The 25,676-nt window shown below is 74.9% G+C and carries 21 protein-coding genes; 13 read left to right on the forward strand and 8 right to left on the reverse strand.

Going from position 1 to position 25,676, the window contains the following annotated elements:
• Positions 1-39: 39 nt before the first annotated feature.
• The 7 genes from ACZ34W_RS18750 to ACZ34W_RS18780 all read left to right on the forward strand — a co-directional run bounded on the left by ACZ34W_RS18750 (position 40) and on the right by ACZ34W_RS18780 (position 7,920).
• On the forward strand, positions 40-1,659 hold the full coding sequence (locus tag ACZ34W_RS18750) for a class I adenylate-forming enzyme family protein (RefSeq protein WP_465605464.1): 1,620 nt from the start codon (positions 40-42) through the stop codon (positions 1,657-1,659).
• Positions 1,656-2,921, forward strand: coding sequence for a beta-ketoacyl-[acyl-carrier-protein] synthase family protein (locus ACZ34W_RS18755; protein ID WP_329491294.1), 1,266 nt, complete (start codon positions 1,656-1,658; stop codon positions 2,919-2,921). The genes ACZ34W_RS18750 and ACZ34W_RS18755 overlap by 4 nt, the downstream gene beginning before the upstream one ends.
• Before the next feature lie 113 nt (positions 2,922-3,034).
• Positions 3,035-4,102 (forward strand): 4-hydroxyphenylpyruvate dioxygenase, encoded by a 1,068-nt coding sequence (gene hppD / locus ACZ34W_RS18760; protein ID WP_465605466.1) that lies wholly within the window; start codon positions 3,035-3,037, stop codon positions 4,100-4,102.
• Between the two features lie 32 nt (positions 4,103-4,134).
• Positions 4,135-5,049, forward strand: coding sequence for a phytanoyl-CoA dioxygenase family protein (locus ACZ34W_RS18765; RefSeq protein ID WP_329491292.1), 915 nt, complete (start codon positions 4,135-4,137; stop codon positions 5,047-5,049).
• A complete protein-coding gene (locus tag ACZ34W_RS18770; RefSeq protein ID WP_465605469.1) occupies positions 5,046-6,095 on the forward strand; it encodes a thiamine pyrophosphate-dependent dehydrogenase E1 component subunit alpha in 1,050 nt (349 codons plus the stop codon). Before ACZ34W_RS18765 ends, ACZ34W_RS18770 begins: the two co-directional genes overlap by 4 nt.
• Positions 6,092-7,054 carry an alpha-ketoacid dehydrogenase subunit beta gene (locus ACZ34W_RS18775; protein ID WP_465605471.1) on the forward strand — a complete coding sequence of 321 codons (963 nt, stop codon included), beginning with the start codon at positions 6,092-6,094 and terminating at the stop codon, positions 7,052-7,054. Before ACZ34W_RS18770 ends, ACZ34W_RS18775 begins: the two co-directional genes overlap by 4 nt.
• 74 nt (positions 7,055-7,128) lie before the next feature.
• Positions 7,129-7,920, forward strand: coding sequence for a DUF3050 domain-containing protein (locus ACZ34W_RS18780; RefSeq protein WP_329491289.1), 792 nt, complete (start codon positions 7,129-7,131; stop codon positions 7,918-7,920).
• A 109-nt stretch (positions 7,921-8,029) separates the two neighbouring features.
• On the opposite strand, the gene ACZ34W_RS18785 is transcribed toward ACZ34W_RS18780, so the two are convergent.
• Positions 8,030-9,379: an acyltransferase gene (locus ACZ34W_RS18785; protein ID WP_465605473.1), complete on the reverse strand. Its 1,350-nt coding sequence runs from the start codon at positions 9,377-9,379 to the stop codon at positions 8,030-8,032.
• 226 nt (positions 9,380-9,605) lie between these two features.
• Here ACZ34W_RS18785 and ACZ34W_RS18790 point away from each other — a divergent pair, with 226 nt between their 5' ends.
• The 3 genes from ACZ34W_RS18790 (at position 9,606) to ACZ34W_RS18800 (ending at position 13,783) form a co-directional block, all read left to right on the forward strand.
• Positions 9,606-11,972, forward strand: coding sequence for an ABC transporter ATP-binding protein/permease (locus ACZ34W_RS18790; RefSeq protein ID WP_329491287.1), 2,367 nt, complete (start codon positions 9,606-9,608; stop codon positions 11,970-11,972).
• Positions 11,973-12,083: 111 nt separating this feature from the next.
• Positions 12,084-12,704, forward strand: coding sequence for a hypothetical protein (locus ACZ34W_RS18795; protein ID WP_465605476.1), 621 nt, complete (start codon positions 12,084-12,086; stop codon positions 12,702-12,704).
• Positions 12,705-12,796: 92 nt separating this feature from the next.
• Positions 12,797-13,783, forward strand: coding sequence for a serine/threonine-protein kinase (locus ACZ34W_RS18800; RefSeq protein WP_329492374.1), 987 nt, complete (start codon positions 12,797-12,799; stop codon positions 13,781-13,783).
• Positions 13,784-13,802: 19 nt separating this feature from the next.
• Here ACZ34W_RS18800 and ACZ34W_RS18805 read toward each other — a convergent pair whose 3' ends face one another.
• Positions 13,803-15,146: a streptophobe family protein gene (locus tag ACZ34W_RS18805; RefSeq protein ID WP_329491285.1), complete on the reverse strand. Its 1,344-nt coding sequence runs from the start codon at positions 15,144-15,146 to the stop codon at positions 13,803-13,805.
• A gap of 202 nt (positions 15,147-15,348) precedes the next feature.
• Between ACZ34W_RS18805 and ACZ34W_RS18810 the strand changes: the two genes are divergently transcribed.
• Together ACZ34W_RS18810 and ACZ34W_RS18815 are read left to right on the forward strand one after the other, a co-directional pair.
• Entirely contained in the window at positions 15,349-16,749 is a 1,401-nt protein-coding gene (locus tag ACZ34W_RS18810; protein ID WP_465605478.1) for a DUF6777 domain-containing protein, read from the forward strand.
• 192 nt (positions 16,750-16,941) lie between these two features.
• Positions 16,942-18,414, forward strand: a complete 1,473-nt coding sequence (locus tag ACZ34W_RS18815) for an MFS transporter (protein WP_465605480.1) — start codon at positions 16,942-16,944, stop codon at positions 18,412-18,414.
• Between the two features lie 131 nt (positions 18,415-18,545).
• Here the strand turns inward: ACZ34W_RS18815 and ACZ34W_RS18820 are convergent, their stop codons facing one another.
• The 5 genes from ACZ34W_RS18820 to ACZ34W_RS18840 all read right to left on the reverse strand — a co-directional run bounded on the left by ACZ34W_RS18820 (position 18,546) and on the right by ACZ34W_RS18840 (position 22,640).
• Positions 18,546-19,115 carry an SRPBCC domain-containing protein gene (locus ACZ34W_RS18820; protein WP_465605482.1) on the reverse strand — a complete coding sequence of 190 codons (570 nt, stop codon included), beginning with the start codon at positions 19,113-19,115 and terminating at the stop codon, positions 18,546-18,548.
• 110 nt (positions 19,116-19,225) lie between these two features.
• On the reverse strand, positions 19,226-19,918 hold the full coding sequence (locus ACZ34W_RS18825; RefSeq protein WP_465605484.1) for an alpha/beta fold hydrolase: 693 nt from the start codon (positions 19,916-19,918) through the stop codon (positions 19,226-19,228).
• A 111-nt stretch (positions 19,919-20,029) separates the two neighbouring features.
• Positions 20,030-20,473 (reverse strand): type II 3-dehydroquinate dehydratase, encoded by a 444-nt coding sequence (locus ACZ34W_RS18830; RefSeq protein ID WP_329491280.1) that lies wholly within the window; start codon positions 20,471-20,473, stop codon positions 20,030-20,032.
• On the reverse strand, positions 20,470-21,837 hold the full coding sequence (locus tag ACZ34W_RS18835; protein ID WP_359807038.1) for a cation:proton antiporter: 1,368 nt from the start codon (positions 21,835-21,837) through the stop codon (positions 20,470-20,472). The genes ACZ34W_RS18830 and ACZ34W_RS18835 overlap by 4 nt, the downstream gene beginning before the upstream one ends.
• Positions 21,838-21,860: 23 nt before the next feature.
• Complete coding sequence (locus ACZ34W_RS18840) at positions 21,861-22,640, reverse strand: thioesterase II family protein (protein WP_329491278.1); 780 nt, start codon at positions 22,638-22,640, stop codon at positions 21,861-21,863.
• 359 nt (positions 22,641-22,999) lie between these two features.
• Between ACZ34W_RS18840 and mhpA the strand changes: the two genes are divergently transcribed.
• Positions 23,000-24,661: a bifunctional 3-(3-hydroxy-phenyl)propionate/3-hydroxycinnamic acid hydroxylase MhpA gene (gene mhpA / locus ACZ34W_RS18845; RefSeq protein WP_465605487.1), complete on the forward strand. Its 1,662-nt coding sequence runs from the start codon at positions 23,000-23,002 to the stop codon at positions 24,659-24,661.
• Between the two features lie 51 nt (positions 24,662-24,712).
• Here the strand turns inward: mhpA and ACZ34W_RS18850 are convergent, their stop codons facing one another.
• Entirely contained in the window at positions 24,713-25,660 is a 948-nt protein-coding gene (locus tag ACZ34W_RS18850; protein ID WP_465605489.1) for an ROK family protein, read from the reverse strand.
• Positions 25,661-25,676 lie beyond the last annotated feature (16 nt).

Below are 25,676 nucleotides of genomic sequence, written 5' to 3' on the forward strand. Positions count from 1 at the left end.
GCCGAAGTACGCCCAGCACCATGGGAGGGATTCACCACCGTGAGCATCCGCAGTATCCGCACCCTTCTCGCGGACGACCCCGACGTCGGCGCCGGCAACGTCCTCACCCGCCGGATGGCCCTGGGCCTCGGACTGGACGAACCGCTGCTCGCCTTCGACACCCCGGTGGACGGCCATGCCGCCTGGCAGCCCTTCACGCTGCGCGAACTCGACCGCGCCGTCCGGGCCCGGGCCGCGGCCCTGCACGGCCTCGGCGTCACCCGCCGCGATCCGGTGGTGGTCTACGCGACGGACGTCGCCGACCATGTGCTCTCCTTCCTCGCACTGGCCCGGCTCGGCGCCATCCCGGCGCTGCTGAACCCGAACGTGGACGGGGAGCGCGCCGCCCGCTACATCGCCCGGATCGGCGCCGTCGGCATCCTCGCCGACGCCCCGCACCTCGCCGCGCTGGCCGGCCACGACCCGGGCGCCCCGCTGCTCCCGGAGGTCGGCACGCTCGGCTCGGGGGACCCGGACGCCGCCCCCGCCCCCTACCGGCACTGGTCCGACGACCCGGTGGCGATCACCCACTCCTCCGGCACCACCGGGATGCCCAAGGCCGTCGTCCACTCCCACGCGAGCCTGTACGCGGCGATCCGCCACCGCCTGCGACTGCCCCGCCCGCAGGGCCAGGAGCGGATGCTCAGCGCACTGCCCGCGCCGCACGCCGCCACCCTGATCGCGGTGAACCTCGCGCTCAGCTCGCACACCCGGCTCGACCTGCTCTCCCGGCAGGCCGGCGCCGGTGTGCTGGACGCCATCGAGGAGCGCCGGCCCACCGGTGTCATCGGCTTCGCCGCCACCTGGGCCGAGCTGGCCCACCACGACCTGGCGAAGCGCGAGTTGTCGTCGGTCGCGCTCTGGTGGAACACCGGCGACTGCGCGCACGAGGTGCACATCCGCCGGCTGATCGCCGCCGGCAGCCGCGAAGCCGTCACCCGCGAGGGCCGGGTCCGGCTGCCCGGCTCGCTGTTCGTGGACGGCCTCGGCTCCACCGAGATGGGCCACTCGCACTTCTTCATCACCCACGGACCCGACACCGAACGCTACGGCCGCTGCGTCGGCCGCCCGCACGCCTTCGTCGACTGCGAGCTGGTCGGCCCGGACGGCGAGCCGCTCGGGACGGGCGAGGTCGGCGAACTCGCCACCGCCTCCCCCACCCTGGCACTCGGCTACTGGAACGACTCGGTCAAGACCTTCCGCACCCGGATCCGCGGCCGCTTCCTCACCGGGGACCTCATGTACCGGGACGATGAGGGCTACTACTACCACGTCGACCGCGCCGTGGACTCGGTGGAACTAGGCGACGGCAAGCGGCTGTTCACCGCGATGTCGGAGGAGCGGGTACTGGCCGCCTGCCCCGACGTGGCGGACTGCACGGTGGTCGCCGTCCGGGACGGCGACCAGGTGGTCACCGACGTCCTGCTGATCCTGACCGCGGACGCGGATCCGACGGCCGACCGCACCAAGGCGGTCACCGCGGCCCTCGACGAGGCCGCGGCGGCCACCGTCCGCCAGGTCCTGGTGGTGGCGGGCGACGACATCCCGCTCGGGCCGACCGGCAAGGTCCGCAAGGTGCTGCTGCGCCGCCGCTACCTCGACTCGGTGGCCGCCCGATGAGCGCGGCCACCGCCCGCCCGGGCGCCGTGGTCACCGGGATCGGCCTGGTCACACCGGTCGGCCGGAAGCCGGCCGAGGTCTTCGAGGCGCTCACCGCCGGCCGCTCCGGCATCCGCGCGCTGCCCGAGGGCCACGCCGCGCACGGCTGGCTCACCGCCGCCGGCCTGGCACCCGCCGTCGAGGGCCGCGAGGTGCTGCCGCCCACCGAGACCAGGTGCGTGGACCGGTTCGTGCTGCTCGCCCTCGCCGCCGCCGACGACGCGCTCGCCGACGCCGGCCTGGTGGTCGGCCGGGACGCCGACCCGCACCGCACCGCCGTGGTGCTGGCCACCGGCGGCGGCGGGCTGGAGACCTTCGAGCAGCAGTCGCACCGCCGACTGGAGCGCGGCCGGCCCGGCGTCAGCCCGTACCTGCTGCCCGGCATGCTCTCCAACATGGCCACCGCCCGGATCGCCATCAAACACGGGATCCGGGGCTTCAGTTCGGCCATCGTGACGGCCTGCGCGGCCGGCGCCCAGGCCGTCGCCGAGGGGCTGCGGCTGATCCGGGCCGGCGACGCCGACGTGGTGGTCTGCGGCGGCAGCGAGTCCTCGCTGCACCCGACGATCGCCGCCGCCTTCACCAACGCCCGTGCACTGTCGGCCGGCTGGGACGATCCGACCGAGGCCAGCCGGCCGTTCGACGCCCGCCGCAACGGCTTCGTCCTCGGCGAGGGAAGCGCCGTCCTCGTCCTGGAGCGGGCCGAGCACGCGGACGCCCGCGGCGCGGCCGGGTACGCCGACCTCACCGGCTGGGGCGCCTCGACGGACGCCCACCACCCGACCATGCCGCGACCGGACGGCTCGGGCGCGGCCGACGCGATGCGCGCCGCGATCGCCAACGCGGGTCTGGCGCCGTCCGACATCGGCTACGTCAACGCGCACGGCACCGGCACCAAACTGGGCGATGTCGCCGAGACCGCCGCCCTGCGCGCGGTCTTCGGCGAGCACGGTCCGGCGGTCAGCTCCACCAAGGGCGCGACCGGCCATCTCCTGGGCGCCGCAGGGGCGTTGGAGGCAGTGGTGACCGCGCTCGCGGTCGCCCGGGGGACGCTGCCACCGACGCTCAACCTGACCGATCCCGATCCGGCCTGCGCGCTCGACCACGTGCGCGGCGCGGCCCGGTCCGTACCGCCGGGCGCCGCGCTGAGCAACGCCTTCGCCTTCGGCGGGCACAACCTCAGCCTGGTCTTCGGCCCGGCGTCCACCCGGTCCGTCAAGTAACCGACCGGGCACCGGGGTCGCACCCCGGCCTGCCCCGGGGCACCCGCCGGAGCCGACCCGGCCCGGCGCGGCGCCCCGGCCACCCATCATTCGCCACCCCCGGGGAGCACCCGTTGTCCATCCAGTCCATCACCCATGTCGAGTTCCACTGCGCGGACGCCGACAAGACCGCGGCCGGCCTCCGTGCCGACTTCGGCTTCGTGCCCGATGAACGCACGCCCGACGCCCGCACGCCCGACGCCCGGACGTCGGCGGAGCAGGCGCCCGGGGAGCCGGCCGCCGGGCCGGACGGCGTACGCACCGTCCGGCTGCGCCAGGGCGACATCCGGCTGCACCTCGTCTCCGCCGCCGACCCCGCCCACCCGGTCGCCCGGTTCGTTGCCGTGCACGGCGACGGCGTCGGGGTGATCGCGCTCGGCTGCACCGACCCGCAGGCCTCGCTGGAGCGCGCCGAGCGGCACGGCGCCCGCGTCCTGGACCGGACCGGCGGCCTGGTGGCGGGCTTCGGCGACGTCGCCCTGCGGTTCGTCCCCGACACCGCCGCCGGGGCGGTCTCCGGCCCGGCGGCGGAGCCCGCCCCCGGCGCCCTGCTGGACGCCCTGGACCACGCCGCGATCTGCGTCCCGGCCGGCGAACTCGCCCCCGCCGTGCGGTTCTGCGAGGCCGCGCTCGGCCTCCACCGGATCTTCGGCGAGTACATCGAGGTCGGCGAGCAGGCGATGGACTCCAGCGTGGTGCAGAGCGCGTCCGGCGAGGTCACCTTCACCCTGATCGAGCCCGACACCTCCCGCCGGCCCGGCCAGATCGACACCTTCCTGGCCGACAACGAGGGCGCGGGCGTCCAGCACCTGGCCTTCCGCACCGGCGACATCGCCACCGCCGTGCGCACCATCCGCGAACGCGGGGTGGAGTTCCTCACCACCCCGGGCGCCTACTACGACGCGCTGGCCGAGCGGCTCGGCGGGACGGCCATCCCGGTCGACACGCTGCGCGAACTCGACGTGCTGGTCGACCAGGACCACGGCGGGCAGCTCTTCCAGATCTTCCTGCGCTCGACCCACCCGCGCCGGACCTACTTCCTGGAACTGATCGAGCGCCAGGGTGCGGGCACCTTCGGCACCGCGAACATCAAGGCCCTGTACGAGGCCGTCGAGCGGACGAACGCCACCGCCTCCGTCTGAGCAACCCCCGCCCCGCAGAAGGAGGCCCCCGCATGACCACCGCACCCGAGTTCCGGCTCACCGAGGCCGAGCGCGCACTGCTGCCCACCCCCGAGGAGGTGGCGGGCTACCTCGAACACGGCTGGTACCTCTCCCGCCGGCTGTTCAGCGACGAGGAGCTGGACACCCTGCAGGCCGCCACCGAGAAGTACTACGAGGGCCACCGCGACCGTGAACTCGCCGTCCGCCCGCCGAACCTCGCCGCCTGGACGCCGGAGCACGGCCCGGTCCAGCGGCACAACGACTACGTGCACTACGAGAGCGACGCCATCGGCGCGATCCTGCGCAAGCCGCTGCTGGGCGCCGTCGCCGCGCTGCTGGCCGAGGCCGAGGAGATCCGGGTCTTCCAGGCGACGCTGATCTACAAGCCGCCGGTGCCCGAGGAGCCGACCAACCAGGTGCCCTGGCACTTCGACAAGCACTACTGGCAGACGTCCAGTTCCGACCGGATGCTCACGGCCTTCCTGCCGTTCCACGACTGCGGGGTGGAGAACGGCACGATCACCATGATCGACGGCAGCCACCGCTGGCGCGAGCTGGACTCCGGCGAGGACTCCACCCGGCACTTCGCCCACCGCGACCGCTCCGAACTGGAGTCGATCCTGGCCGCCAACGCGCACCACAACGGGCAGCAGGTGCGCAAGGTCCCCATCGAGATCCCGCGCGGGCACGTCAGCTTCCACCACTGCCGCACCTACCACGGCAGCGGTGCCAACCTGTCCGACGCACCGCGCCGCGCCGTCTCGCTGCACCTCCAGGACGGCGGGAACGAGTACCGCCACCACCTCAGGCCGGACGGCGGCACGGTGGTCTACAACCACGACGTGGTGGTCCGCCGCACCGCCGACGGCCGGCCGGACTACGCCGACCCGGACATCTGCCCGACCCTCTGGCGGGGCACCCCGTGACGGCGGTCGGCGGCACCGCCACCACGGCGGCCCCGGCGGGCCCGGTCCCCCGGCCGGGCGCCGCCGGGCCCGCGCCGCTGGGCACCCCCGAGCAGCGGTACCGGATGCTGCGGCTGATCCGCGGCTTCGAGGAGCAGGCGCTCACCCTGGTGAAGTCCGGGGTGATCACCGGCGGCATCCACCCCTACATCGGCCAGGAGGCCGTGGCGGTCGGCGTCTGCGCCGCGCTGGGCCCGGGCGACCGGCTCACCTCCACCCACCGCGGGCACGGCCACGTGCTCGCCCGGGGTGTCGACCCCCGCCGGCTGCTCGCCGAACTGGCGGGCCGGGTCGACGGGTTGAACCGGGGCCGGGGCGGCTCCATGCACGCCGCCGACCTCTCGCTGGGCATCCTGGGCGCCAACGGCATCGTCGGCGCCGGTGCGCCGATCGCGGTCGGCGCCGCCTGGGCGGCCCGGCAGGCCGGCGACGACCGGGTGGCGGTCTCCTTCTTCGGTGACGGCGCGCTCAACCAGGGCGTCCTGCTGGAGTCGTTCAACCTGGCCGCGATGTGGCGGCTGCCGGTGGTCTTCGTCTGCGAGAACAACGGCTACGCCACCACCCTGCCGGCCGCCACCGCGGTCGCGGGCAGCGCGGTCGGCCGGGCGGCCGCCTTCGGCATCCCCGCCGTCACCGTCGACGGGATGGACACCGAGGCCGTCCGGGCCGCGGCCGAGGAGGCCGTCGCCCGGGCCCGGTCCGGCGGCGGCCCGGGCTTCCTGGAGTGCCGCACCTACCGCTTCGAGGGCCACCACACCATGGAACGCCGGATGAAGCTGCGCTACCGCACGCCGGAGGAGGTGGCCGACTGGCGGGGCCGCGACCCGCTGCCGCGCGCCGCGGCCGCGATCGGCGAGGTACGCGCCGCCGAGCTCGACGCCTCGGTGGCGGCCGAGCTGGCGGCCGCCGAGCAATTCGCGCTCGCCTCCGAACTGCCCGACCTGGAGGGCGCGTTGGACTATCTGTACGCCGACGGACGGCGGCCGCGGGCGGGAGCGACGGGATGACCAGACTCTCCTACGCCAAGGCGCTGAACCGGGCACTGGCCGACGAGTTGGCCGAGGACCCCGCGGTCTGCGTGTTCGGCGAGGACATCGGCGCCGGCCTGGCCGGTCCGACCCTCGGGCTGCTCGACCGCTTCGGGCCCGGGCGGATCGTCGACACCCCGCTCTCCGAACAGGCCTTCACGGCGATGGCGATCGGCGCGGCGCTGAGCGGCCGGCGGCCGGTGATCGAGTTCCAGATCCCCTCGCTGCTGTTCCTCGTCTTCGAGCAACTCGTCAACCAGGCGCACAAGTTCTCCCTGATGACCGGCGGCCAGGCCAGTGTCCCGCTGACCTGCGTGGTCCCCGGATCCGGCTCCCGGGACGGCTGGGCGGGCCAGCACTCCGACCACCCCTACAGCCTGTTCGCGCACGCCGGGGTGAAGACGGTGGTGCCCGCCACGCCGACGGACGCGTACGGCCTGCTCCGCTCGGCCGTGCGCGACCCGGACCCGGTGGTGGTGTTCGCGCCGGCCGCCGCGCTGGCCGTGCGCGAGACCGTCACCTGGGCGCTGGAGCCGATCCCGCTCGGCTCGGCGCGCGTCCACCGCACCGGTACCGACGTCACCCTGGTCGCCGTCGGCCACCTGGTGCACGACGCGCTGGCGGTCGCGGAGGAGCTCGCCGACGAGATCTCGGTCGAGGTGCTCGACCCCCGTACGCTGCACCCCTTCGACTGGACGGCGCTGGCCGCCTCGTTGGAGCGCACCGGCCGGCTGGTGGTCGTCGACGACTCCAACCGCAGCTGCGGCATCGGCGCCGAGGTGCTGGCCACCGCCGCCGAGGAGATGCGGCTGATCGCCCCGCCCCGCCGCGTCACCCGCCCCGACGGCGCCGTCCTGCCGTTCGCCCCCGCCCTCGACCGCGCCCTCCAGCCCGGCCGGGAGCAGCTGCGGCACGCGCTGCGCGCCGTCATGAAGTAACCCGAGGGTGCGCGCCCCCTGTTCGGCGCGCACCCCTCGTGGCAGAATCCCGTTCCCCCGTGAAGGAGCTCCACATGTCCACCAGCCGTTACCACTGGGACCGTTCGCACCCCGGCCTGACCGGTCTCCAGGAGGCCATCGACCCGCTGCGCCGCGAGGTCGTCGGCCACACCGTCTACGGCGGACTGACCAGCATCGGGCACGTGCGCACCTTCCTGGACCGGCACGTCTTCGCCGTGTGGGACTTCATGTCGCTGCTGAAGAGCCTGCAGCGCGAGCTGACCTGCGTCGACGTGCCGTGGGTCCCGAACGGCCCGACCGCCAGCCGCCGGCTGATCAACGACATCGTGCTGGTGGAGGAGAGCGACGAGCTCGGCGAGGGCTTCACCAGCCACTTCGAGCTGTACGTCGAGGGCATGCGGCAGGCCGGCGCCGACCCGGCACCGGTCGAGGCCTTCCTGGAGCTGCTGCGCGCGGGCACCCCGGTGCCCGAGGCGCTGAAGACCGCCGGGGTGCCGCAGGCCGCCGTGGACTTCACCGCGACCACCTGGGAGATCATCGAGAACGCGCCGGTGCACTGCCGCGCGGCCGCGTTCGCCTTCGGCCGCGAGGACCTCATCCCCGACATGTTCGCCCAGGTCATCAGCATCGACGACCCGGACGGCGCGCTCACCGTGTTCAAGGACTACCTGGCCCGGCACATCGAGGTGGACGGCGAGCAGCACACCCCGATGGCGATGCAGATGCTGATCGACCTCTGCGGCGACGACGACGCCAAGTGGGCGGCCTGCGCGGAGACCGTCCGGCTCGCGCTCAGCGCCCGGGTGCGGCTCTGGACGGCGATCGAGGAGGCCTTCCCGGCCTGACCGGCACCGGACGGCACCGCCCTGGTGCCCTCCCGGACCTCCGACGAGGGGGTGGGCCCGACGGCCCACCCCCTCGTCGGCGTCGCCGTTATGCGGCGGCCCGACCGGGTCAGAGCACCTTCGCGAGGGTGGTGGCCAGCTCGGGCAGCACGTCGGCCGGGTCGCGGTGGCGGTGCAGTGCCGCCCGCCCCTCGGCGCTGCGCAGCCGGGCGGCCAACCGGGCCGGGAGCACCGCCGTGGTGAGCGCTCCGGCCCCGTGGAACCCCTCCACCGTCCAGGAGACCCACGGCAGCGGGTAGTTGGCGGCCGGGCTGAAGAACACCGGCCGGTGGCCCTGGAAGGCGATCCGGTAGGCACCGAACCGGCTCCAGTTGGAGAAGCTGAACCGGCGGTGCTCCGGGTCGAAGCCGAGCGGCACACAGTCGCGCAGCCGGGACCGCCCGATCGCCTCCAGGAAGGCCAGATTGGAGCGGAGGTTGAGGTGCCCGTCGGCGAAGCCCTCCAGCGCCTCGCGCAGGGCGGCCGCGAGGGCCGCCGGGCCGTCCTGCGCCGCGTGGGGCAGGTGGACGTCCCCCAGCAGGTTGCCGACCAGGGTCGGCGGCAGACCGAGCGGGCGGCGTGCGTTGACCGGGACGGTGAGCCAGCGGGTCTCGCCGTCCTCGTCCAACTCCCGCACCGTACTGACGACATGGGCGCAGAGCACGTCGCCGGAGGAGAGTCTTCGCCCTGCTGTCGCGCTGAACTCCTCGCGCATCCGGGCGAGTTCGGCCTCGCCGAAGTACAGCTGGACGGTCCGGTTGGCGCGCGGCCCGGCCGCCACCGCAGCGGCCAGCACGGCGGCCTCGGCCGGGCCGGGCAGTCGGAACCCGGGCCGCCCGCAGTCCTCGGCGGGCAGCACCTTGCCGAGCAACGCGTCCTGGTCCTCGACCAGTTCGGCCTCGGGCAGCTCCTCACCCTCGACCGCGGCGGACCAGGCCCGCATCAGCAGCATGAAGCTCTGCAGGTCACCGATCGCGTGGTGCCAGGAGCAGCCCAGCACCGTGCCGCCGGCCGAGGGCCGGGTGATCCGGACGGTGAGCAGCGGGACGCCGCCGGCCCGGGCGGCCGGGGCGTCCACCGGGTCGACCAGCGCGGCGCCGGCCGAGGTGACCCGGCCCATCGCCTCCGCCAGCGTGCCGTCGACGTCGTAACTGTCCATCGGTACACCGGAGTCGTCGCAGACGGCGGTCAGTTCGTCGCCGTCGGTGCGCAGCCGCCCGGCGAACACCGGGACCTGCGCCAGTGCCCGGGCGAGGCCGGCGGCGAGCCGGTCCTCGTCCAGGGTCTGTTCGAAGAAGAGGACCACCGAGACCGAGAGGTCGGCCAGCATGGTGTCCATCAGCCCGCAGCGCAGGCGGGTCCCCGGGGCCCGGCCGGCCCGGACCAGCCGGGAATCGCGCAACTGCGGCCAGAGACTCATCGGTCCATCCAGGGGCTCGCGGGGGGCCGCCCGGAGCGCTCCGGGCGGCGGGCAGACGCTCCGGACGGCGTGGCAGACGCTCCGGACGATGGGGCAAACGATAGGGCAGCGGTCCGCTTCCGATCCAGTGGTCCAGTCCAATTGACTCGGGCTGGTCAAGGGCGGGAGCGCCCCCGGAGCCCCGCCGGGAACGCCGGGCCGCCCCGGCCGGACTAGAATCCGAACCATGGGAGAGCGCGCAGGCGCGCCCGTCGCGCCGCCTCTGGTCCTCGTCACCGACCGGGACTCGCAGCTGATCGATCCCGGCCGGTCGTACCACGTCGGCCGCGACCCGACCAGCGAGATCGTCATCGACGACCCGCGGGTCTCCTGGCACCACGCCGTCCTGCACACCAGTGACGGCCACTGGCTGCTGGACGACGTCGGCAGCACCAACGGCACCTTCACCGACGGCCGCCGGATCGACCACCAGGACGTCGGCCCCGGCACCCGGCTGCGGTTCGGCAACCCCGCCGACGGCCCCTCCGCGACCTTCGCCGGGCTGCCCGCGCCGGCCGGCCGCGAGCGGCCGTCGCTGATCGCCCCGCAGGCCTCCGGCGTCTTCCGGCAGCCCAGCGCGATCATCCGGCTCCCTGGCCGGACGGTGCGGATCGGCCGGGCCGACGACAACGACCTCGTCCTGGACGACCTGGTGGTCTCGCGCCACCACGCCGAGCTGCGCACCCTCCCCGACGGCGGGCACGAGATCGTCGACCTCGCCAGCCACAACGGCACCTACCTCAACGGCCGCCCGGTGGTCCGGGCCCCGGTCGGGCCGGCCGACATCGTCGGCATCGGCCACTTCGCGCTCTGCCTGTCCGGCGACGAGCTGGTCGAGTACACCGACACCGGCGAGATCTCGCTGGACGTCCAGGGCCTGGTGGTCCGGGTCGGCCCCGACCGCCGGGTGCTGCTGGACGGCGTCGGCTTCCCGCTCGCCGAGAAGGCCCTGCTCGCGGTGGCCGGGCCCAGCGGCGCCGGCAAGTCCACCCTGCTCAACGCCCTCACCGGGCTGCGCCCGGCCGACGAGGGCACCGTCCTCTACGACGGCCGCGACCTGTACCGCGACTACGCGGAACTGCGCCGCCGGATCGGCCTGGTGCCGCAGGACGACATCCTGCACACCCAGCTCACCGTCCGCCGCGCGCTCTCCTACGCGGCCGAACTGCGCTTCCCCGGGGACACCACCAAGGCGGAGCGCGAGGCCCGGGTCGACGAGGTGATCCACGAACTCGGCCTGGACAGCCGGGCCGACCTGGTGATCTCCAGCCTCTCCGGCGGCCAGCGCAAGCGCGTCAGCGTCGCCCTGGAGCTGCTGACCAAGCCCTCCCTGCTCTTCCTCGACGAGCCGACCTCCGGGCTGGACCCGGGCATGGAACGCTCGGTGATGACCATGCTGCGCGGCCTCGCCGACGACGGCCGCACCGTCGTGGTGGTCACCCACAGCGTCCTGAGCCTGTCCGTCTGCGACCGGCTGCTGGTGCTGGCCCCGGGCGGTCGGACCGCCTACTACGGGCCGCCCGGCGAGGCCCTGGAGTTCTTCGGCTACTCCGAGTGGCCCGAGGCCTTCGAGGCCTTCGAGAGCGAGGACCACGCCGCCTGGCAGCGCAGGTTCCTGGCGTCCCCGCAGTACCAGCGGTACGTCGCCGCCGGCGCGGTGCCGGGCGTCCCCGCCGGGCGCCCGGCCGCGGTCGGCGGCAGCCCGATCGGACGGGAGAAGCCGCAGGGCTGGTTCTCCCAGCTGGGCACCCTGGTCCGCCGCTACACCGCGGTGCTGGCCGCCGACCGGCTCTTCCTCACCGTGATGATCGCCCTGCCGTTCATCATCGGCGTGATGTGCCGGGCGATGGCCGGCGCCCGGATCTCCCCCGACAACGCCATCAACGTGGTGCTCACCCTGTGCATCGGCGGGCTGCTCACCGGCTCCGCCAACGCGGTGCGCGAGATCGTCAAGGAACGGCCGATCTACCAGCGGGAACGGGTGGTCGGGCTCTCCAGATCGGCGTACCTGGTCTCCAAGGTGGTGGTGCTCGGCACCGTGACGGTGGCCCAGGCGGCCGTGCTGACCACGGTCGGCCTGGCCGGGGTGGACCTCAGCCCGACGCTGCCCAACGGGGTGACGGTGCACAGCGGCGTCGTGCTGCCGCCGCTCGCCGAGCTGATCCTGGCCGTCGCGATGCTCTCCTTCTCGGCCATGATGCTCGGCCTGCTGGTCTCCGCGCTGGTCCGCAAGGAGGAGGCCACCATGCCGATGCTGGTGCTCCTCTCGGTGGTGCAGATCGTCTTCAGCGGCGCCATGCTGAAGCTGCACGGAGTGCCCGGCCTGGAGCAGTTCGCCTGGCTGGTGCCGTCGCGCTGGGGTCTGGCCGCCATGGCCCAGACCGTCGACCTGCACACGGTCTTCCCGACCGCGATCACCGCGGACCCGCTGTTCCGCCCCGACCGCACCCGCTGGCTGCGGTGCCTGGGCATCCTGGTGGGCCTCTCGGTGGTGCTGGGCGGCGCCGTGCTGGCGCTGCTGCGCCGGCAGGAGCCCTCGATCATGCGGAAGTGATCGGATGCGCGCGACCGGGACGCGGGGTGTGCGGGACGCAGGTGAGCAGGACGCAGGTGATCAGCTGGAAAGTGACCACGCAGAAGTGAACGCCTCCGATGGACGGAGCCCATGGACGAATTCGCGTTCCGCCCGACCCATGTCGCCCCGCCGGACGGGATGGCCACCTGGACGGCCCCCGACCCGGCGCAGCCGGCCGCCCGGCTGGACCCGCTGCTGCCGGTCCAGCTGATCGCCCGGCAGGGTGACTGGGGGCACGTGCTCTGCTCCAACGGCTGGGCCACCTGGGTGGACGGCCGACTGCTGATCAACCTCCCGACGGCGCCGCCGGACGCCACCGGCCCGCCGGCCCGGACGGCCGACCCCCGCCCGGCGCTGGCCGAGGCCGAGGGCGCGCTGGCCCGCTACCGGGCGCTGCTGGAGGACCTCGCGGCCGGCAGCGCCGATCTGGAGACCTTCCGGGACCGGGCCCGCGGCCTGCGGATCGGGCTGGTCGTCGACGGCGAGGCGCTCTGGCTGTTCGACCCGGTGCACGACCGCTGGTGCTACTGCGACGGCCTCCAATTGCAGACCTACGCGGCGCCCGGGCGGCCGAACGCCTCCCCGGCCGCGACCCCGCGCCCGGCCGCCTCGCCGCCGCCCGCGCCCGGCCCGGCGCCCGCGCCCGCGCCCGCGCCCGCGCCCGGCCGAGCCCCCACCGGGTACGAGCCGACCCGGACGGGTGAGCCGTGATCCCCCCGGAGGAGTCGGGCAGCGGTGAGCCCACCGAACCGCCGCCACCGACCGGCTCGCACACCGAGGAGGTCCCCGGTCTGCCGGCCGGCATGGTCGGGCGGCGGGTGGCCGGCTACCGGCTGGAGGCCGAGATCGGCCGGGGCGGCATGGCCGTCGTGTACCGGGCCAAGGACCTGCGGCTGGGCCGGACGGTCGCGGTGAAGCTGCTGGCGCCGGAGCTGGCCCGCAACGAGGTGTTCCGCCAGCGGTTCATCCACGAGTCGGAGGCCGCCGCCGCGATCGACCACCCGCACATCATCCCGGTGTTCGAGGCGGGCGAGACGGACGGGATCCTGTTCATCGCGATGCGCTTCGTGCACGGCGGCGACCTGCGCGGGCTGATGAACCGGGGCGGCGCGTTCACGGTCGGCCGGGCGGCCCGGCTGGCCCTGCAGATCGGCTCCGCGCTGGACGCCGCGCACGACCAGGACCTGGTCCACCGGGACGTCAAGCCGGGCAACGTGCTGGTCGCCGCGGGCACGGACAGCGAACACCCGGAGCACCTGTACCTGGCCGACTTCGGCCTCACCAAGAAGTCGCTCTCGCTCAGCGGCCTGACCACCGTCGGGCAGATCGTCGGCACCCTGGACTACGCGGCGCCCGAGCAGATCTCCGGACGGCCGCTGGACGGCCGCTGCGACCAGTACAGCCTGGCCTGTGTGGTCTTCGAGATGCTGGCCGGGACGCCGCCGTTCCGGCGGGAGAGCGACCTCGCGCTGCTCTGGGCCCACCTCAACGACCCGCCGCCGACGCTGCGGGACCACCGCCCGGACCTGTCCGCCGAGGTGGACGCCGTGGTGGCCCGGGCACTCGCCAAATCACCCGAGCAGCGGTACGCCAGCTGCCTGCAGTTCGTCGCCGAGCTGCGCGCCGCCACCGCCGAGGCGCCCGGCCCCGCCACGCCCTGGCTGGCGGACGGACCGGCCACCCAGGTGCTCCCGGCGTACGGCGGCGGCGCGGGCGGGCCGTACGTCTCGCCCCCGGTGCCCGAGCCGCCGGACTGGGCGACGCCGGTCGTCCACCCCCGGGGACGCTGAGACGGGGCGGTCCCGGCCGTCAGCCGCCGTCCGCCGCGATCTCGCCGCGCCTGCTCCGGTGAGCCGCCAGCAGACCGCCGAGCAGGCCGGCGACCAGGCCCCAGGCCGCCGCCAGCGGCACCAGCAGCCAGAGCTTCGGGTCGAGCACGAGCGAGCCGCCGCCGAGGCCCGCGACCGGGTTGGTGTCGCCGAGCACGGAGCCGAGCAGATCGCCCAGCCCGCCGTCCCCGGCGCCGACCCCGAGCACCGAGAGGCCGTAGTCGGCGGAGACCCGGGACCAGACGCCCACCAGCAGCATCGTCACGGCCGCGGCCGCGCCCAGCCGGACGGCGTGCTGCCAGAGCCGGACCCCGCGCGGGGAGCGGTAGGCGGTGAGGAAGCCGGCCGCCAGCAGCAGCACGGCCGTCAGCGGCAGCAGCCACCAGACCCGGCCGTCCTGCTCCGCGAGGGTGCTGAGACTGATGGTGGCCGACTTGCCCTCGGGTGCGCGCAGCACCTCGGACAGCGACTCCGGGACGGGCAGCCCGATCGCCCCGACCAGGTGGCCGTGCCACTCGGCGCCCATCCCCAGCCCGAGGGCGAGCCAGACCAGGTTGGGCAGCGCCAGCAGGAGCAGGGCCAGCGTCGCCCGGGCGTCGCCGTGCACGACGGCGGTGACGAGCCCCGCCACCAGGCCGAGCACCACACAGGTGAGCAGCACCAGCAGCATCGCGAACGCGGCCGGCCGGACGGCCTGCTGGAACGGCACCAGGCCGCGCGGCAGCGGCGCCCGGCGGGAGACCGCGAAGGTGGCCGCCAGGACCACCAGCAGCCAGAGCAGCCCGAGGCCGATGGTGCTCAGCGGCTCCGCGTGGAAGCCGATCTCGGGGGTCAGGCCGAGGGCGCCCCCGAGGTCCTGGACGAGGTCGTCGCCGAGCGGGACGACGAAGGTGTGCCGGGCGGCGAGGGTGATCAGCACCAGGGCCACCACCCAGACGGCCGCCGTCCGGGCCACCCGGCCGAGCAGTTCGGCGCCGCCGGCGACCGCCCGGAAGCGCAGCTGGCGCAGGAAGACCTCCGCCATCACCAGGGCGCCGACCAGTCCGACGGTCAGCGGCATCGCGGTGATCCCGGCGTCCACCTGGGCGAAGAAGCCCGCCCCGCCGTCGAGCTGCACGGAGCCCCCGACGGCGAGCGCCAGCGCACCGGCCAGGACGTACGGGAAGCCGCCGCCCGGCAGGGAGCCGGCGCCGGCGGCCCAGAGGCCGAGGGCGGCCACCGCCGCCATCGCGGCGATCCCGGCGAGGACGACCGCCGACGCGTCCAGCCAGCCGCGCAGAACGCCGGGCGGGCCGGGGGCCGTGGTGGGGGGCTCCTGGGGCATGCGGGCTCCTGGTGGACTCGGGTGCCCCCCTCGCGTCTGAGTCCAGCGTCACCCAGGACCGGGCCGCGCGCGCTGTGTGCGCACGGCGAGCCGGCGGTGGCGTGCTGTTGCGGCGGTTGCCGGGCGGGGGCAGAAATGGAAGCCAGTGACAGGAGCCTTCTGTGCCGGTCGTTTCGCCGGCCGCCCGCGAAACGGAGCCTCGATGAGTTCCCAACCGCCCCTCTCCGGGCCCCCGTCCGGACCGCCGTCCGGCCCGCTCTCCGGGCCGCCGTCCAGCGGCCCGCCGGGACCGCCGTCCGTTCCCCCGTCCGGGCCGTCCGGGCCGGGCGGCTCCTCCGGCGGCTCCTCCGCCGGTGGGCCGGGCGGGCGTCCGACGCCGTGGTGGCGGTCCCGCGCGAAGCTGGCGCTGGCCGGGGGCACCGCGGCGCTGGCCGTGCTGGCGACGGTGCTGATCGTCAACAGCGGCGGCGGGAGCGGTACCCCCAGCGATGCCATCCCGGCCGCGAACGAGGTGGCGCTGCAGACTCCGGGCGATCCGGGACCGGCGCCGTTCACCCAGTCGGTCGAGACCACCGCGGTCTCCTCTCCCGCGTCGGCCCCGGGCAGTCCGGGCGGCGCCACGAAGAGCACCGCCGCGGCCTCGCCGGGCGGCATCCGCACCGTGCAGGGCTCCTCGGCCGGACTCTACGCCGGTGAGAAGTCCAAGCCGGCCTGCGACGTCGAACGGCTGATCTCCATGACGTCGACCGGGGACACCGGCCGGGCCTGGGCGGCCGCCCAGGGGATCGAGCAGTCCGCCATCCCGGGCTATCTGCGCTCGCTGACCTCCGCCTACCTGCGGGTGGACACCCGGGTCACCAACCACAGCTACAAGGGCGGGGCGTCGGTCGCCTACCAGTCGGTGCTGCAGGCCGGCACCGCCGTCCTGGTCGACGCGCAGGGCGTACCGCGGGTGCGCTGCAGCTGCGGGAACCCGCTGAAGCCGCCGGAGCTGGTGAGCGACGCCAAGTACACGGGCAAGTCGTGGACCGGCTTCCAGCCGTCCTCGCTGGTCATCGTGGTGGCGGCGCCGAAGCCGGTGACGGAGCTCGTCCTGGTGGACATCACCACCGGTGGCTGGTTCGCCCGCGTGACCGGGCAGATCAAGGTGGTGGACAAGACGGTCCAGCCGCCGGAGGTCCTGGTGCCGGGCATCCCGCCGGCCGCTCCGATGAAGCCGGTCTCCCCGTCGGCGTCGATGTCGGGCTCCACCTCGGGTTCGGGCTCGCCCTCGACCTCCGGCTCGACCTCGGGCTCGACCGGTCCGTCGACCGGGTCGGCCTCGGCCTCCAGCTCCTCGGGCACGCCGTCCGGGCCGTCCTCCGGCCCGTCGTCCTCGGCGAGCACCGGTTCGGCGTCGGCCTCGTCGTCGACCAAGTCCGCCGGCCCCACCTCGTCCTCGCCGCCCGGCCCGTCCACCGCCAGCGTGACGCCCTCCACGGCGACGGCGTCCGCGAACTCGGCGACGGCGTCCGGGCCGACGGTGGCCACGGCGAACTGTGCGACCGTCGCGCCCTCGACCCTCCCGCCGTGCCCCGGCGCCTCGGGCAGCACGCCCAGCTGACCGACCACTCCTCCGCAGCGGCGGGGCGCCTCGGATCCACCGGGCGCCCCGCCGCTGCGTCACGCCATCCACCTGCATAGTTGGATTATCAAACGCACAGCGCTACAGTGAGTCGCGATGTCAAACCCACACCCTTGGGAGCTCTCGTGACCGCCCCCCGCACCGCCGCGCCCCGCACCCCGGAGGTGCCCGATGCCGCGCACTGACCGCACCGGGACCGTGCTGCTGGCCGCCTGCCTCGGCCTCTTCACCGTCTTCATCCAGACCACCCAGACCATCGGCACGCTGGGCGCGGTCCGCGCCGACCTCGGCCTCGACGCCGCGGACCTGGTCTGGATCCCGAGCATGTACACCCTGGTGGTGGCCTCCGTCGTACTGGGCGGCGGCGCGTTCGCCGACCGCTGGGGCCGCCGGCGGATCTTCCTGCTGGGCGCGCTCGCGATGGCCGCCGGCGGGGTGGTCCTGGTGTTCGCCGGGAGCCTGTCCACCGTCCTGCTCGGGCAGGCGGTGGCCGGACTCGGCGGCGCGCTGATCACCCCCAGCTCGCTCGCCCTGGTGACCGACGCCTTCCCCGACCCGCGCCGGCGGGCCGGCGCGATCGCCGCCTGGGCCGCCGCCTCCGGCCTCGGCCTCGCCCTCGGGCCGATCACGGCCGGGCTGGCGCTGCGCTGGTCGACCTGGCACACCGCGTTCTGGCTCGGCCCCGTGATCGCCGCGCTCGCCGGCGCCGCCGCCCTGTTCGGCGTGACCGAGTCCCGGGCCGAGGGCGTCCGCCTGGACTGGCCCGGGCAGATCCTCGCCACCGGCGGGCTCGCCCTGCTCATCTACTGGCTGATCGACGGCGGCCACCACAGCTACCTCGGCGGCGCCCCACTGGCCGCCGCCCTCGGCGCGGCCGTCCTGCTCGCCGCCTTCGTCGTGGTCGAACTGCGCCGCACCCACCCGCTGCTCGACCTGCGGCTGATGCGCGACCCCTCGTACAGCGCGGCGCTGCTGCTGGCCGGCACCGTCCTGTTCGGCTTCGTCGGCCTCGCCATGCTCCAGGTGCTCTGGCTGCAGCAGGTGCGCGGACTGACCGCGCTCCAGGTGGGCGTCCAACTCCTCACGGAATTCGGCATGTTCATCCTGGCCTCGGCGGTCGCCGGGATCCTCGGGCCACGGTTCGGCGCGGCCCGGCTCATCATCACCGGGCTGCTGCTGGCGGCGGCGGGCGCCGGCCTGTTCGCCACCGTCGAACCGGCCGACGGGTTCGGCGGCTACGCCCCGGCGCTGGTGCTGTTCGGCTTCGGCTGCGGCCTGGCCGGCGCGCCCTCGACCGCGCTGGCGGTCGGCCATGTGCCGCGCGGCAAGGAGGGCGCGGCCGCCGGCACGGTCAACGCCGCCCGCCAGGTCGGCGCGGTGCTCGGCACCAGCGTCCTCGGCACCCTGATGACCAGCCGCTTCGGCGAGCGGCTCGGCGCCCTCCGGAACCCGCGGCCGCAGGACGTGGCCCAGGCCTTCACCGACGCCGTCGGCCGCGCGGCCTCGGTCGCCGCGATCGTCCTCCTCGCCGGCGCCGCCGCGGGCGCCCTCCTCCTCGCCCTCGCCCGGCGCCGCCGTCCCGCGCCGAGCCCGGCGGAGCCGGAGCCGGCCACCCTCACCGCGGTGCGCGCCTCGAACACCTGACGCTTCGTCGCCCCCGCGCGAGCGGATCCCGGCTTCCGCCCGAGGTCCCGGCGCGGCCGGGGGTCCGGGCGGCCCCCTCGACAGGGGGCCGCCCGTGCCGGCTGCGCCTCTCGCGAGAAACTGACGAAGGGTCAGGACTCTTCGGGGCGGATCTTCGCCAGGCCCCGGTAGCGCTCCGGGTCGACCACGGCGGACAGTCCGTTGAGCATCAGCCGGGTGCCGCCCTGGAGGTGGGCGGTGTCCTGGGTGCCGTCCCCGCTCAGCACCAGGTACGCGTACTGCTCGGTCCAGTCGAGCCGGGATCCGGCGCCCTGGGCGACGAGTTCGAGCGTCACCAGGGAGACCCAGCGGCGCAGGCCGTCCACGTGGGCCTCGTACACGTAGACGATGCGCTCGCCGGGCACGATGTCGTGGAACCGGGAGCGGTATTCGAGCCGCTCCTCGATGTCCCCGGAGACGAACAGGTTGGTCGCCACCTCGCTGCCGCCGACCCGGAAGTCCAGCGCGTGGGTGGCGTGCTTCGAGGAGCCGGGGAGGCGGAACCAGCGGGTGCGCAGCGCGGGCTCGGCGAAGGCCGCGAAGACCTGCTCCGGCGGCGCCGAGAAGCCGACCTGCAGGGCGAAGGAACCGTGGACGACCTGCGGTTTCCCGTCGGTCGGAGAAGTGCCTTCATGTGCGTGATCAAGGCGGCCAGAGCTCACGCGGCGACACTACCACGCAGGCCGATCACCGTTCGGCCGCTCGGCCGGCGACCGTGTCGCGTCGCCGGCCGAGCGGCCTGATTGGACGTCAACTTCCGTTGCCCATAGGGTCAGATCCAGCCTTCGAGGGAGGCCAGGAAGCCGTCCAGGTCGTCCCGGTGGATGCAGTGGCCGGTGTCCGCCACGTACCGCACCTCGAACCCGCTCGCGCGCAGGGTCTCGGCCAGCTCGTCCGGGACGAGGTGGTGGTCGCCGGCGCCCTGGACCAGCGAGGGCACGACCGGGCGGGCCGGTACGTAGCTGTGCGAGCTCTCCAGCCAGTCGACGGCCCGGACGTCCCACCGCGCGTACCCGGCGAGCTCGGCCTCGATGTCCTCGGGCTGCCAGCGCGGGAACATCGGGCGGATGGCCTCGGCGGTCGCCACCTTGGTGAACTGGGCGAACTCGCGGATCTCCGCGACCGCCTTCTCGGTGAAACGCCAGGCGGGGTCGCTGTAGACCACCTTGGCCGGGCGCAGCCCCTCCACCGCCAGCGAGAGCACCGAGGCGCCGAAGGAGTGGCCGATCGCGAGGTCCGCGCCGGCCGGCAGCGACTCCACCAGGTCGGCGGCGAGCAGCTCCGGCGAGTAGGAGTCGGCCTGCGGGCTCTCGCCGTGGCCGCGCAGGTCCGGCATGATCACCCGGTAGCCGCGGTCGGCCAGCCGGGGCGCCACCCGGCTCCAGGTGTCCGACGACGAGATGATGCTGTGGACGAGCAGGGCGACCTTGTCGCCGTCGCCGACTTCGTGGAGCTTGAGCCTCATGGGCCGGGTCTTCCTCTCAACGCGTGGTCCGGACGGTCCGGAGGTGTCTGACGGGCCGGCGGTGTCCCCCGGCCGTACGCGGCGGGCCGGCCGCGGCGGCCCGGCGGGTCGTCAGCGGTCGGCGGCGGTCAGGTGCACCAGGGCGCGGGCCGCCAGGCGGTAGCCGAAGGCGCCGAGCCCGACCACCACACCGCCGGCCAGCGGGGCGATCACCGACTCGTGCCGGAACTGCTCGCGCGCCCAGACGTTGCTCAGGTGCACCTCGACCCAGGGCTGCGGATAGCTCGCCAGCGCGTCGCGCAGGCTCCACCCGGCGATCATCAGCGCGCCGGGGTTGACCACCGCGCCGACACTGCTGAGCCGGTGCTCGTGGATGGCCCGGACGAGGTCGCCCTCGGAGTCGTGCTGGATCGAGCGGACCTCCCAGCCCACGCCGCTCACCTCCTCGGCGACGGCCTTCTCGATGTCGGCCAGCGTGTCGGTGCCGTAGATCTCCGGCTCGCGCTGGCCGAGGATCCCGAGGTTGGGGCCGTTCAGGAGAAGCATCGTGGTCATGAGTCACCTCGCTGGTCGGAGACGCGGATCGCGCCGGGTGCCCGGTCGGGGGTCTGTACCGGGTCGGTGTGCTGGTCGCCCAGGCCGAGTTCGGCCCCGGCCACCTCCTCGGCGCGGGTCATCGCGTACCGCAGGATGGGCGGCGCCATCAGCGAGGTCACGATCGCGACGAGGATGATGATGGTGTACGTCTCGGTGTTCAGGACGCCGAGCCGCAGGCCGGTCATCGCGACGATCACCTCCACGACGCCGCGGGAGTTCATCCCGGCACCGAGCGCCAGCGCCTCCCAGCGGTTGAGCCGGCTGAGCCTGGCCCCGATGAAGGCCCCCACGAACTTGCCGAAGATCGCCACGGCGAGCACCGCGACCGCGACGCCCAGGACGATCGGGCGGCCCAGCGCGGTGAGGTCCATCCGCAGGCCGGCGGTGGCGAAGAAGAGCGGGGCCAGGAAGGCCAGCACCGTGGTCCGCAGCGGCTCCAGCTTCGCCGGGTCCAGCTCGCCGCTGGTGCCGATCAGCACACCGCAGACGAAGGCGCCGAAGATGGCCTCCAGGTGCATCGCCTGCGTCGCCGCCGCGCTGAACAGCACCAGCACCACGGCGGTGGCGATCGTCGGCATCGGGCCCTCCGACCGGCCGGCCGCGCGCAGGGCCCGGCCGACCAGCGGGCGGCCGACCACCAGGGCGAAGACCACCACGCCGATCGGGTACAGCACCGCGGTGGTGACCACCCCGGCGGTCAGCCCGGCGGTGGCCATCGCCGAGACGACGGAGAGCAGGAACCAGCCCACCACGTCGTCGACCACGCCCGCGGCCAGGATGAGCTGGCCGATGTCGCGGTGCAGCAGCTTCATGTCCAGCAGGGTCTTGGCGATCACCGGGATCGCCGTGACGCACATCGCCACGCCGAGGAAGAGCGCGAACACCGCCGGGTCCGCGCCGCTCGGCAGGAAGGACCGCGGCAGCAGGTAGCCGGTGCCGATCCCGAGGCCCAGCGGCAGCAGCAGGCCGGCGATGCTGACCCGCGCCGCGGTCAGCCCGCGCCGGCGGACCAGGGCGAACTTCAGCTCCGCGCCGGTGACCCCGACGAGCAGCAGCACGCCGAGCTGCCCGACGGCGTCCAGCAGGTGCAGCTGGTCCGGCTTCTGCGGCAGCAGCCAGTCGGAGAAGCCCGGCAGCAGCGGTTCGAGGACCGAGGGCCCGAGCAGGACGCCCGCGCACAGCTCACCGGCCACCGCGGGCAGGTTGAAGCGCTGGGCCAGCCGGCCGAGGACGAGTGCCAGGAGGAGCAGCACGGCGACCTGGAGGAGGAACACCAGGAGCGAGTGCTGACCGATCGTCGGCACGGGTGCGGCGGTTCGCATGTCGACCCATTCCAGGAGGTGGTTCAGCGGTTGGTTGCGGCGTCCTGCCCGGTGAGTCTCCGGGCCAGCAGCTCGATCACCTCGGCGCTCCGGTCGGCGAGGAAGAAGTGTCCGCCGGGGAGGACCTCCAGCTCGGTCGCCCCGGTGGTGTGCTCCTCCCAGGCCCGCGCCTCGTCGATCGACACCCGCGGGTCGCTGTCGCCGGCGAGCACCGTCAGCGGGCAGTCCAGCCGCTGGTCGGGGTCGTGCCGGTAGCGCTCGATGGCGGTGTAGTCGCTGCGGATGGCCGGCAGGATCATCGCCAGGTTCTCCGGATCGGCCAGCATGAGCTGGCTGGTACCGCTCAGCGCCTTGAGCTCGGCCACCACGTCGGCGTCCGAGCCGGTGTGGACGTTCTCGTCGCGGTAGCGGGACGGCGCCCGCCGGCCGGAGGCGAACAGGCGTACCGGTGCCGGGAGTCCGGCCCGCCGCAGGCGCAGGGCCACCTCGTACGCGAGCACCGCGCCCATGCTGTGGCCGAACAGCGCCAGCGGCTTGTCGTCCAGGTGGCGCACCGCCGCGAAGATCTCGTCCGCGAACTCGGGGATGTTGTCGATGCCCGGCTCCTGGTGGCGCATCTGACGGCCCGGGTACTGGATCGCCAGCACCTCGATCCCCTTCGGGGCGAGCACCCGCGACACCGGGAAGAAGAAGCTCGCGGACCCGCCGGCGTAGGGCAGGCAGACGAGCCGCACGGTGCTCGTCGGCACCGGGTGGAAGACACTGACCCACTTCTCGTAGTGGGCGGTCGTCGCTTGGGCCATGCCGGATCTTCCCTTCGGGCAACGGTCCGTGGCGCGGCCGCGGGCCCACGCCGGAAGGCGGTGGCGGGCGGACTGCGCACGGGTCCCCGGATTCTTCGGGACGTCCGCACAGTAGGCCGATCAAGACCGGTCGTGGTATCCCCCGATCTGATAGCCGGGGCGGACGTTGACGCTTCACGCGGGTCGCGGTAGTAGTCTTCCGATGTTCCTGCCAGGGCTGTCGCGCCCCGTTGTCGCGCGCAGCCGCCGCGGCGTCCGAGCAGCGCCTGCGCGCTCCTCCGCCGTGTTCCCGCCGCCGTGCCCACCCGCCGTGCACCGGTCCGCACCGGTCCGCCGCCTCCCTGCGATGAGGGGTCCCTATGCCCAAGGTGTCACCGCACGAGCCCCCGACCGGCCCGACGGACACGGACGTGGTCGTCGTCGGCAACGGGCCGATCGGGGCCGCGCTCGCCGTCCTGCTCGCCCAGCACGGCTGGCGGACGACCGTGCTGGAACGCCGCCGGCGCCCGTACACACTGCCCCGGGCGACCAGCTTCGACGGGGAGACCGCCCGGCTGCTCGCCGCCTGCGGGATCGGCCCGGACCTCGGCCGGATCACCGAACCGGCCTCCGGCTACCAGTGGCGGACGGCGGACGGCGAGACCCTGCTGGACATCGAGTTCCGGACCCCGGGCCCGTACGGCTGGCCGGATGCCAACACCATGCACCAGCCCGCCCTGGAGGAGCTGCTGGCCGCCCGGACCGCGCGGCTGCCCGGGATCACCGTGGAGCGCGGCCGGCAGGTCGTCGGGATCGCCGACCACGGCGACCGGGTCCTGGTGACGGCCGAGGACGAGGACGGCGCGGCGCGGACGGTCTCGGCCCGCTGGGTGGTCGGCTGCGACGGCGCCAACAGCTTCGTCCGGGACCACCTCGACGTCCCCGTCACCGACCTCGGCTTCTCCTACGAGTGGCTGCTGTGCGACGTAGAACTGCGCGAGCCGCGGGCGTTCGTACCGACCAACCTGCAGATCTGCGACCCGGCCCGGCCCACCACGCTGGTGGGCAGCGGCCCCGGGCACCGGCGCTGGGAGTTCATGCGGCTGCCGGGCGAGCGGGCCGCCGAGCTGAACCGCGAGGAGACGGCCTGGCGGCTGCTCGCCCCGTTCGGGGTCACGCCGGACACCGCCACCCTGCTGCGCAGCACCACCTACATGTTCCAGGCCCGGTGGGCCGACCGCTGGCGGGCGGGCCGGGTGCTGCTGGCCGGTGACGCGGCCCATCTGATGCCGCCGTTCGCCGGGCAGGGCATGTGCTCGGGCATCCGGGACGTGGTCAACCTGTCGTGGAAGCTTGACCTCGTGCTGCGGGGTCTCGCCGACGAGGCGGTGCTGGACACCTACACCGGGGAACGCCGGGCGCAGGTCAGGGAGTCGATCCTGGCCTCGGTCCAGCTGGGCCGGGTGATCTGCGTGACCGACCCGGCCGCCGCCGCCGAGCGGGACGCCACGGTGCTGGCCAACCGGCACGGCCGGGGCCCGACCCGGCCGGAGCCGGCCAAGCCCCTCACCGAGGGCCTGCTGTACGGCGGCGGGGGCGACGGACCGCTCAGGCCGGCCGGCGAGGTCGTGCCGCAGGGGGTGGTCGACGGGCCCGGCGGCCGCGGCCTGTTCGACGAGGTGGTCGGGCGCGGCTTCGTGCTGCTGCTCGCGCCCGGGGCGGACGCCCGGCTCGGCGCGGAGCGGCTCTCCTTCCTGGCCGGGCTGCGGGCGCACGTGGTGCGGCTGCTGCCGGCCGGCCGGACCCGGGACGGGCAGGGGGACGGCGGCGCCGGGGAGTCGGGCGAGGTCCGGGTGGTGGACACGGACGGCGTCTACGGGGCCTACCTGGCGCGGTACGGGGCGAGCGCGCTGCTGGTCCGCCCGGACTACCACGTGTTCGGCGCGGCCGGCGAGCCGGCGGGCGCGGCCGCGCTGGTGGACGGGCTGCGGGCCGGGCTGACAGCCGCCGTACCGGCGGGCGCGGCGGGCCACGGGGGCTGACGCGGCGACGGCCCGCCCGGACCGGCTGGTCCGGGCGGGCCGTCCCGCGCCCTACTGCCCGCGGGCCAGCAGCACGGCGCCGCGCAGCGAGGAGAGCCCGCCCAGCCGGGCCGGGGCGACCGGCAGCGGGGCCAGGCCCGGCCGGGCGAGCGCGGCGAGGTGCTCGGCCGTCCGGTCGGCGAGTTCGGGGATCCCGGCCGCGAAGCCGCCGCCGAGCACGGCGAGCCGGGGGTGGAGCAGCTCCGCCACGCCCACGGCGGCGGCGGCCAGGGCGCGGCCGGTCCGGTCGAGTGCCGTGACGGCCCAGGACTGCCCGGCCCGCAGCCCCGCCCGCAGCTCGTCGAAGGTGACGGGCGCGCCGCGCAGCCGCTCGGCGCGGGCCAGGGTGGCGGGCCCGGAGGCGGTCGCCTGGAGGCACCCCCGGCGGCCGCAGACGCAGACCGGGCCGTCCAGTTCGACGACCAGGTGGCCGAGTTCGAAGGAGCCGTGCGCCGGGCCCGGGCAGAGCCGGCCGCCGAGCACGAGGCCGCCGCCGACGCCGGTGCCGACGCCCAGGTAGAGGAGGTCGGCGCAGGCCGCCGCCTCGGCCTCGGCGAGGGCCGCGAGGTCCCCGTCGTCCGCCCAGACGACGGCCGCCCCGGGGAACAGCGCCCGCAGCGCCGGGCCCAGGGGCAGACCGGTCCACTCCGGCCGGCTGGGCCAGGCGGTGACCCGCTCGTCCGGGCCGACGGTGGCGGGCATCGCGACACCGACGGCCCGGAAGGGCGCGCCCGACCGGGCCGCCAGCGCGCCGACGTGCTCGGCGAGCCGGGCCAGGTCGTGGTCGGCGTCGCGGCCCGGGCCCCAGGCGAAGGAGGTCTCCTCGGCCCGGCCCGTCGCCGACTCCGCCCGCAGGGCGACCTTGGTGCCGCCGACGTCGATGCCGAGGTAGCGCGGCGCCTCCTCGGCGTCCGCCGCGCCGCCGGGCCCCAGTGCCGGTCCGTTCTCGCCGGTCCGCATGGTGTGCCGCCTCCGC

The organism is Kitasatospora sp. NPDC022856 (assembly GCF_055561235.1).

What these genes read in the sequence shown, in the direction of transcription:
- ACZ34W_RS18755 (WP_329491294.1), top strand. Translation starts at nt 1,656, where the DNA reads ATGAGCGCGGCCACCGCCCGCCCGGGCGCCGTGGTCACCGGGATCGGC.
- ACZ34W_RS18810 (WP_465605478.1), top strand. Translation starts at nt 15,349, where the DNA reads ATGAGTTCCCAACCGCCCCTCTCCGGGCCCCCGTCCGGACCGCCGTCC.
- ACZ34W_RS18850 (WP_465605489.1), bottom strand. Translation starts at nt 25,660, where the DNA reads ATGCGGACCGGCGAGAACGGACCGGCACTGGGGCCCGGCGGCGCGGCG.
- ACZ34W_RS18785 (WP_465605473.1), bottom strand. Translation starts at nt 9,379, where the DNA reads ATGAGTCTCTGGCCGCAGTTGCGCGATTCCCGGCTGGTCCGGGCCGGC.
- ACZ34W_RS18815 (WP_465605480.1), top strand. Translation starts at nt 16,942, where the DNA reads ATGCCGCGCACTGACCGCACCGGGACCGTGCTGCTGGCCGCCTGCCTC.
- ACZ34W_RS18795 (WP_465605476.1), top strand. Translation starts at nt 12,084, where the DNA reads ATGGACGAATTCGCGTTCCGCCCGACCCATGTCGCCCCGCCGGACGGG.
- mhpA (WP_465605487.1), top strand. Translation starts at nt 23,000, where the DNA reads ATGCCCAAGGTGTCACCGCACGAGCCCCCGACCGGCCCGACGGACACG.
- ACZ34W_RS18790 (WP_329491287.1), top strand. Translation starts at nt 9,606, where the DNA reads ATGGGAGAGCGCGCAGGCGCGCCCGTCGCGCCGCCTCTGGTCCTCGTC.
- ACZ34W_RS18800 (WP_329492374.1), top strand. Translation starts at nt 12,797, where the DNA reads ATGGTCGGGCGGCGGGTGGCCGGCTACCGGCTGGAGGCCGAGATCGGC.
- ACZ34W_RS18840 (WP_329491278.1), bottom strand. Translation starts at nt 22,640, where the DNA reads ATGGCCCAAGCGACGACCGCCCACTACGAGAAGTGGGTCAGTGTCTTC.
- ACZ34W_RS18780 (WP_329491289.1), top strand. Translation starts at nt 7,129, where the DNA reads ATGTCCACCAGCCGTTACCACTGGGACCGTTCGCACCCCGGCCTGACC.
- ACZ34W_RS18835 (WP_359807038.1), bottom strand. Translation starts at nt 21,837, where the DNA reads ATGCGAACCGCCGCACCCGTGCCGACGATCGGTCAGCACTCGCTCCTG.
- ACZ34W_RS18830 (WP_329491280.1), bottom strand. Translation starts at nt 20,473, where the DNA reads ATGACCACGATGCTTCTCCTGAACGGCCCCAACCTCGGGATCCTCGGC.
- ACZ34W_RS18765 (WP_329491292.1), top strand. Translation starts at nt 4,135, where the DNA reads ATGACCACCGCACCCGAGTTCCGGCTCACCGAGGCCGAGCGCGCACTG.
- ACZ34W_RS18805 (WP_329491285.1), bottom strand. Translation starts at nt 15,146, where the DNA reads ATGCCCCAGGAGCCCCCCACCACGGCCCCCGGCCCGCCCGGCGTTCTG.
- ACZ34W_RS18775 (WP_465605471.1), top strand. Translation starts at nt 6,092, where the DNA reads ATGACCAGACTCTCCTACGCCAAGGCGCTGAACCGGGCACTGGCCGAC.
- ACZ34W_RS18825 (WP_465605484.1), bottom strand. Translation starts at nt 19,918, where the DNA reads ATGAGGCTCAAGCTCCACGAAGTCGGCGACGGCGACAAGGTCGCCCTG.